At 62.4% G+C, this 5,746-nt stretch carries 5 protein-coding genes and 2 tRNA genes; 3 read left to right on the top strand and 4 right to left on the bottom strand.

The annotated features are described in order from the left end of the window. Both MOV75_RS25190 and MOV75_RS25185 read left to right on the top strand, forming a co-directional pair. The coding region (locus tag MOV75_RS25190) for a LysR substrate-binding domain-containing protein (protein WP_247006795.1) at positions 1 to 783 on the top strand (783 nt) is incomplete at its 5' end. 144 nt (positions 784 to 927) lie between these two features. Continuing rightward, positions 928 to 1,959, top strand: a complete 1,032-nt coding sequence (locus MOV75_RS25185; RefSeq protein WP_246930238.1) for an LLM class flavin-dependent oxidoreductase — start codon at positions 928 to 930, stop codon at positions 1,957 to 1,959. Between the two features lie 282 nt (positions 1,960 to 2,241). On the opposite strand, the gene MOV75_RS25180 is transcribed toward MOV75_RS25185, so the two are convergent. The 3 genes from MOV75_RS25180 to MOV75_RS25170 all read right to left on the bottom strand — a co-directional run bounded on the left by MOV75_RS25180 (position 2,242) and on the right by MOV75_RS25170 (position 3,989). After that, positions 2,242 to 2,327 (bottom strand) — tRNA-OTHER (locus MOV75_RS25180). 64 nt (positions 2,328 to 2,391) lie between these two features. After that, complete coding sequence (locus MOV75_RS25175; RefSeq protein WP_246930237.1) at positions 2,392 to 3,630, bottom strand: hypothetical protein; 1,239 nt, start codon at positions 3,628 to 3,630, stop codon at positions 2,392 to 2,394. Between the two features lie 273 nt (positions 3,631 to 3,903). Beyond that, a tRNA-Tyr gene (locus MOV75_RS25170) sits at positions 3,904 to 3,989 on the bottom strand. Positions 3,990 to 4,195: 206 nt separating this feature from the next. On the opposite strand from MOV75_RS25170, the gene rlmB reads away from it, so the two are divergent. Further along, positions 4,196 to 5,026, top strand: a complete 831-nt coding sequence (gene rlmB / locus MOV75_RS25165; RefSeq protein ID WP_246930235.1) for a 23S rRNA (guanosine(2251)-2'-O)-methyltransferase RlmB — start codon at positions 4,196 to 4,198, stop codon at positions 5,024 to 5,026. 78 nt (positions 5,027 to 5,104) lie between these two features. On the opposite strand, the gene MOV75_RS25160 is transcribed toward rlmB, so the two are convergent. Continuing rightward, positions 5,105 to 5,590 carry a hypothetical protein gene (locus tag MOV75_RS25160; protein WP_246930231.1) on the bottom strand — a complete coding sequence of 162 codons (486 nt, stop codon included), beginning with the start codon at positions 5,588 to 5,590 and terminating at the stop codon, positions 5,105 to 5,107. Positions 5,591 to 5,746: the final 156 nt, after the last annotated feature.

The following is a 5,746-nucleotide window of genomic DNA, read 5'->3' as shown; positions in this document are numbered from 1 at the left end:
GACGCGCTCGGCGATCCCCTGTTCGTGCGATCCGGCACCGGCATCCGTCCGACCCAGCGCGCCGTGGTGCTGTGGGAGCCGATCGGCGAGGCGCTGGAAAGCGTCCGTGGTGCGCTCGACGAACAGGTGTTCGATCCCGGCCGCGCGCAGACCGAGTTCAGCCTGTCGATGTCGGACTACGTCGCCTCGCTGGTGATGCCGAACCTGCTCGGTCATCTCGGCAAGGTCGCGTCCAAGGCACGCGTCCACACCGTGCCCAACACCGTCATCGAGATCGCCGACCAGCTCGAGAACAACCGGGTCGACTGCGTGCTTAGCGTCTATGTCAACGAGGCGCAGCAGCCGGCCGCCATTCGCTCGCGCTCGCTGTGGACGGTCGACTATGCCTGCTTCATGCGGCGCGGCCATCCGCTCGCCGCACAGAAGCGGCTCAGCACGCGCACTTTCCTCAACGCGGGTCACGTCGATGTGAGCCTCGCGGGCAAGACCCTGCCGTCCTACGACCTCTTCCTCGCCTCGCGCGGGCTGTCGCGCAACCTGGTTGCGACCGTCAATCACTACAGCGCCGCCTACGAGGTCGTGCGCCAGTCCGACCTCATTGCCGTGCTGCCGAGCGACCTGCGTTCGCAATCAAGGCATGCGCCGTTGCTGCACGCCCTGCCGCTGCCGCTCAAGGCGCCGCCGCGCATCGTCAGCCTGTTCTGGCACCAGCGCAACGACACCGTGCCGGCGCAGCGCTGGCTGCGCGAGACCCTTGTCGAGATGTTCGCCGAATCCGACTAAACGCGCGCGGGCCTGACGCGATCCAAAAAGGAAACGGTGCGTTTCTCGAAGCAGCATTGTTGCATCGACCAGCACGGCCTAGCTCCACCGTAAGCAATCCCCTCCTACAGTGACAGGCGCAGGCTGCGCCCAGAGACCTCATCAATGACCGCACCGCTCGAATTCGGCCTGGATACCTTTGGCGACGTCACCACGGACGCTTCAGGCGCCATGCTTCCCCACGCGCAGGTGATCCGCAACGTCGTCGACGAAGCCGTGCTGGCCGACGAGCTCGGCCTCGACTTCATCGGCCTCGGCGAGCATCACCGATCTGATTTCGCGATCTCCTCGCCGGAGACCGTGCTCGCTGCGATCGCATCGCGGACCAAGCGCATCCATCTCGGCTCGGCCGTGACGGTGCTGAGCTCGGACGATCCGATCCGCGTGTTCCAGCGCTTTGCCACGCTCGACGCGCTGTCGAACGGACGCGCCGAGGTGATCCTCGGCCGCGGCTCGTTCACCGAATCCTTTCCGCTGTTCGGCTTCGACCTGCGCAAATACGAAGAGCTGTTCGAGGAGAAGCTCGATCTGTTTGCCGCGCTCTTGTCGCAGAAGCCGGTGACCTGGGAAGGCAAGCTGCGTCCGCCGCTGCGGGACCAGCTGGTCTATCCGCCGGTCGAGAACGGCCGGCTTAAAACCTGGATCGGTGTCGGCGGCAGCCCGCAATCGGTGGTGCGCGCCGCGCATTACGACTTGCCCCTGATGCTCGCGATCATCGGCGGCGATCCCGCGCGCTTTGCGCCCTTCGTCGAGCTCTATCACCGCGCCTTCAAGGAATTCGGCCGACCTGCGCAGCCGATCGGCGTGCACTCGCCCGGCTACGTCGCCGAGACCGATGAAGAGGCGCGCGAGCAGCTGTGGCCGGACTACAAGGCCATGCGCGACCGCATCGGCAAGGAGCGCGGCTGGCCGCCGATGGGCCGCGACGAATTCGTCAACGAAGCCGAGCACGGTTCGCTCTATGCCGGCTCGCCGGAGACCGTCGCGCGCAAGATCGCCAAGACGGCGAAGGCGCTCGGGATCTCGCGCTTCCAGTTGAAATATTCGGCGGGTCCCCTGCCGCACGAGAAGCTGATGAAGAGCATCGAGCTTTATGGCCGGAAGGTGGTGCCGATGGTCAGGGAGATGATGGGGTAGCTGTTAGGCTTCAGTCCGTCTCCGCCCTACGGGCTTCGCTGGACACCACGCTTTGCCCTTCTGGCTTCACGTGGCCGCGCCACGCGTAGCCCGAAGGGCGAAGCATGGTGGGGGAGGCAGGACTCGAACCTGCGAAGCCATGAGGCGGCTGATTTACAGTCAGATTGCAGCTATGAAGTGAATGGAATTGGGAAGCACCCTTCGCGTGAAACGCCGTGTTTTGCTTGACTAGCTGCGAAGGGGTGCGAAGAGCCTCGAAGGTGGGGTGCGAAGGGGCAATTGGCACAGCGGCAGGAGTCGAACCTGCATCGTCCCGACCACATATAGTGACGAACATCGAGGGCTTTATCCAGTTAAGCTACGCTGCGGTGAGAGAATGCATAGCGGAACGGTCCGCACCTCAGTTGACGCTAAGTACAAGGGGAGGCGGTACTAGCCGTCAATTCCAAACTTGCGCGCCGCACGCCGTGTCTTGCCCAATTCGATTTCCAGCGAATTCGCCGTTGAGATTTGAGTTTCCATAAGGTCATTGAAATCTTCCTGCTTCTTTGGATGCCAGCTTGAAATCGCTTCTTTGAACATGGTGGCTATTTGCTCGGAATTCAGTTGGTCCAGATATACTTGGTTTGGTCCGTAGGCTTTGTTGGCCGCCTCGTATTGGTCGGCCTCGTCTTCAAGCCGAAGCGCCAACAACTGTTTGGCCATCGGCGAAAGCCCGGGAAATCGCGCCATCGCCGCGTACGTTTTGATGTTGATTTGAGCCACCCTAGTTTTGTTTTTCTGAGTGACAAAGTTGTCATCGGGACTAACTTCTTCCTCGCCGTCCCGGTCCCATTGCTTACGTTCATCACTGCGGGCGTAACGATTGATTGCGCCCGACAAGCTTTCTTCGGCTTGACCGCTCACCGCCTCAAAAAGAAAGCTGCAAAGGTCGGCAAACTGCGAACCGGGGGTGGTCACTAATTTTGGCCCATTCCACATCGTACACATGTGGTGAGCGTATTCGACGACGGTGGTGCGCGAGTCATTGCCGGATAAGAATAACGCTTTGAATGGTCCGTACAGATTTAGATTGATCTTGGCCTCTACAATTTCCCCGACGCCCGCGCACATTCTAAGTTGGCCGATCAGTTCACTAAGGTGCAGTGGTCGTTCCCCATACGGATGGTAGACCCTCCAAAAACCGTCAAATTCGCTATCCAAAAGTTGGTTGGCCTTTTCGATTGCTTCCGCCGCCTTGAGAGTTGCCTTAATCGCGTTCGTCAGGCGTTCCTGCGTTTCTCTTGCTTGGCGATCCTTTCGGGGCGAGGCCGCAGTGATGTGAAAGTCTCCATGACAATCATCTATCATGCGAAACAATCCGGCCAGATTATCCCGGTCGTTGAAGAGCCGAAGAATTGACGGGAGGAGGCTAGTCAACCGAGTACAGAACGCCTTGTTTTTCTTTATCTCTCTCGCAGCTTCGGCGTCTGTGATATCGGCGCGAACCAACGCGCTGAGTGAGTAACCCGTCAGGTAATCAGCATCTGGTACCAGCGTCTCCGCATAGGCCAGCGCCTCTTCCTTCTTGTGGCCATGCCTCACTGAGCGTAGGGCGACCCTCACATCCTCGCGGGTGAATTCGTCACGGCGAAGCATCAGTTCAAGCTCGTCGTCGTCAACGAAGCGCATTAGCGGCTCGCGTGGCGTTCTAGCGTGCGTCACGGTTAACGGCTCGTCCCTTTTCCGTCACGACGGAAGCATACGGGGAGTCAAACCGGTTCAGAACAGGCGGCGCACTCTTTACGGGACTTTTCCCGGGATGTTCGCCTCCGGGATTCTCACAAGGCGCGAACTAATGGAGGTCAGGGCCGCACCAAAGGACGGGATGCTTCCCATACGCTTCCCAGCTATGGGGCGCTCAGAGGCACTGGGAAGCTTGTCAGGCTAACTCATTGAAAAGATTGGTGGGGGAGGCAGGACTCGAACCTGCGAAGCCATGAGGCGGCTGATTTACAGTCAGCTCCCTTTGCCACTCGGGACACTCCCCCGCTCGACGGCAGCACAATCGGGCCGGACCTTGCCGGCGACCGAAGACGGCCATGGAACGTGAAGGCCGCGACAGCCCGGATGGGGGCGCGACCGGGCGCGTTTATGGGCGATGCGGTGGGGCAAAGTCAACCGAGGCGAACAGCTAAAATCGTCCCTGAAGCCAGCCAAATTGCCATATTCCGGGACCCGTGACACAAGCGAGCCCATGAAGGATCGAAAATTCACCCCCAGGGGTCCCCGCGGCGGGGCTAAGCCCTTCAATCGGCCCGGGAAATCGGCCGGCCGGCCGGCCTGGCGCGACCGTGATTCGCACCCCGACGGGCCTGTCATCCTCTACGGCTGGCACACCGTCACCATGGCGCTGGCCAATCCGGAGCGACGGATCCGCAAGCTGACGCTGACCGAGAACGCCGCGAAGCGGCTTGCCGACGAAAATATCGAGACCAGCGTCACCCCCGAGATCGTCCGGCCCCAGGAGATCGACCGCCTGCTGTCGCCCGATGCCGTGCACCAGGGCCTGCTCGCCGAGGCCGATCCCCTGCCCTCGCCTGATATCGAGACCCTGACGCAGGAAGGCATGGTGCTGGTGCTCGATCAGATTACCGACCCCCATAATGTCGGCGCCATCCTGCGCTCGGCGGCCGCCTTCGCGGTCAAGGCGATCGTCACCACCGCGCGCCACAGTCCGGAAGCGACCGGCGTGCTCGCCAAGGCCGCCTCCGGCGCGCTGGAGCTGGTGCCGATGGTGACCGTACAAAACCTCGCGCGTGCGCTCACCACGCTGAACGACCTCGGCTTCCAGACCGTCGGCCTCGACAGCGAAGGCAGCGAGGACCTCTCGGACGTCGCACTGCGCGAGCCGCTCGCGCTCGTGCTTGGCGCCGAAGGAAAAGGCCTGAGGCAATTGACCCGCGAGACCTGCAGCGTCGTGGCGCGGCTCGACATGCCCGGCGAGATCAAGAGCCTCAACGTCTCGAACGCCGCCGTGCTCTCGCTCTATGTCGGCGCGAGCCGGCTGGGGCTGATGAAGCGATAGCGGCTTCGCGTCACAACAAAAAACAAAACGCCCGTCCGCATCGCGGACGAGCGCTTCGCGAACTCGACCGATCAGAGATCAGTAATAGCGGCGCAGCGCGCGGTGGCCGCCGTAGTACGGCATGGGCGCGTGGCGGTGGGCGTAGCCGTAGCGCGGACCGTGGCCGTAGTGCACGCGCGGCAGATAGCCGTAGCGCGGGCCGTAGCCGTAGCGGTACGGACGGTAGTGCGGGCGGTGATAGGGAGCCACGGCGGCGCGATAGCCATAACCGTAATTGGCGGGCGCGACGACCGCGTCTTCACGGTAGGTCGGATACGGCGCGAAGGCGCCCGGGCCGGTGTAGGTCGGGCCCTGGTTGACGTAATAATACTGCGTGGTCGGCTCGGCGAGACGCTCATAGGCGCCATAGCCGGCACCATAACCGTAGCCGCCGCAACCGGTGTTGCAGCCGGAATAGACCGGCGCAACCGGCTGGCATGGGTTGAAGCCGCAGGCCGCGGCCGGCGCGGTCGCGGCGAACATCACGGCAGCCGCCGCGACCAGTCCCGAAATCATCTGACGCATTACTCTCTCCTGTTGAATTCCGTTTGTTGGTTTTGACGTTTCTTAACCCGGCGGCCTGCCGGGTATCTCGGTGCGCGGCCGCGGTCGCGGTGGCCGCGGACGATCGTTGATCTCGGGCGCGAGGATCACCGGCGGCGGATCGACCGGGACATCCAT

The sequence above is a fragment of the Bradyrhizobium sp. PRIMUS42 genome (assembly GCF_023006515.1).
Classification (GTDB): domain Bacteria; phylum Pseudomonadota; class Alphaproteobacteria; order Rhizobiales; family Xanthobacteraceae; genus Bradyrhizobium.
The sequence above is the reverse complement of the archived record's forward strand: the minus strand, read 5'-3'. Positions and strand labels throughout refer to the sequence as shown.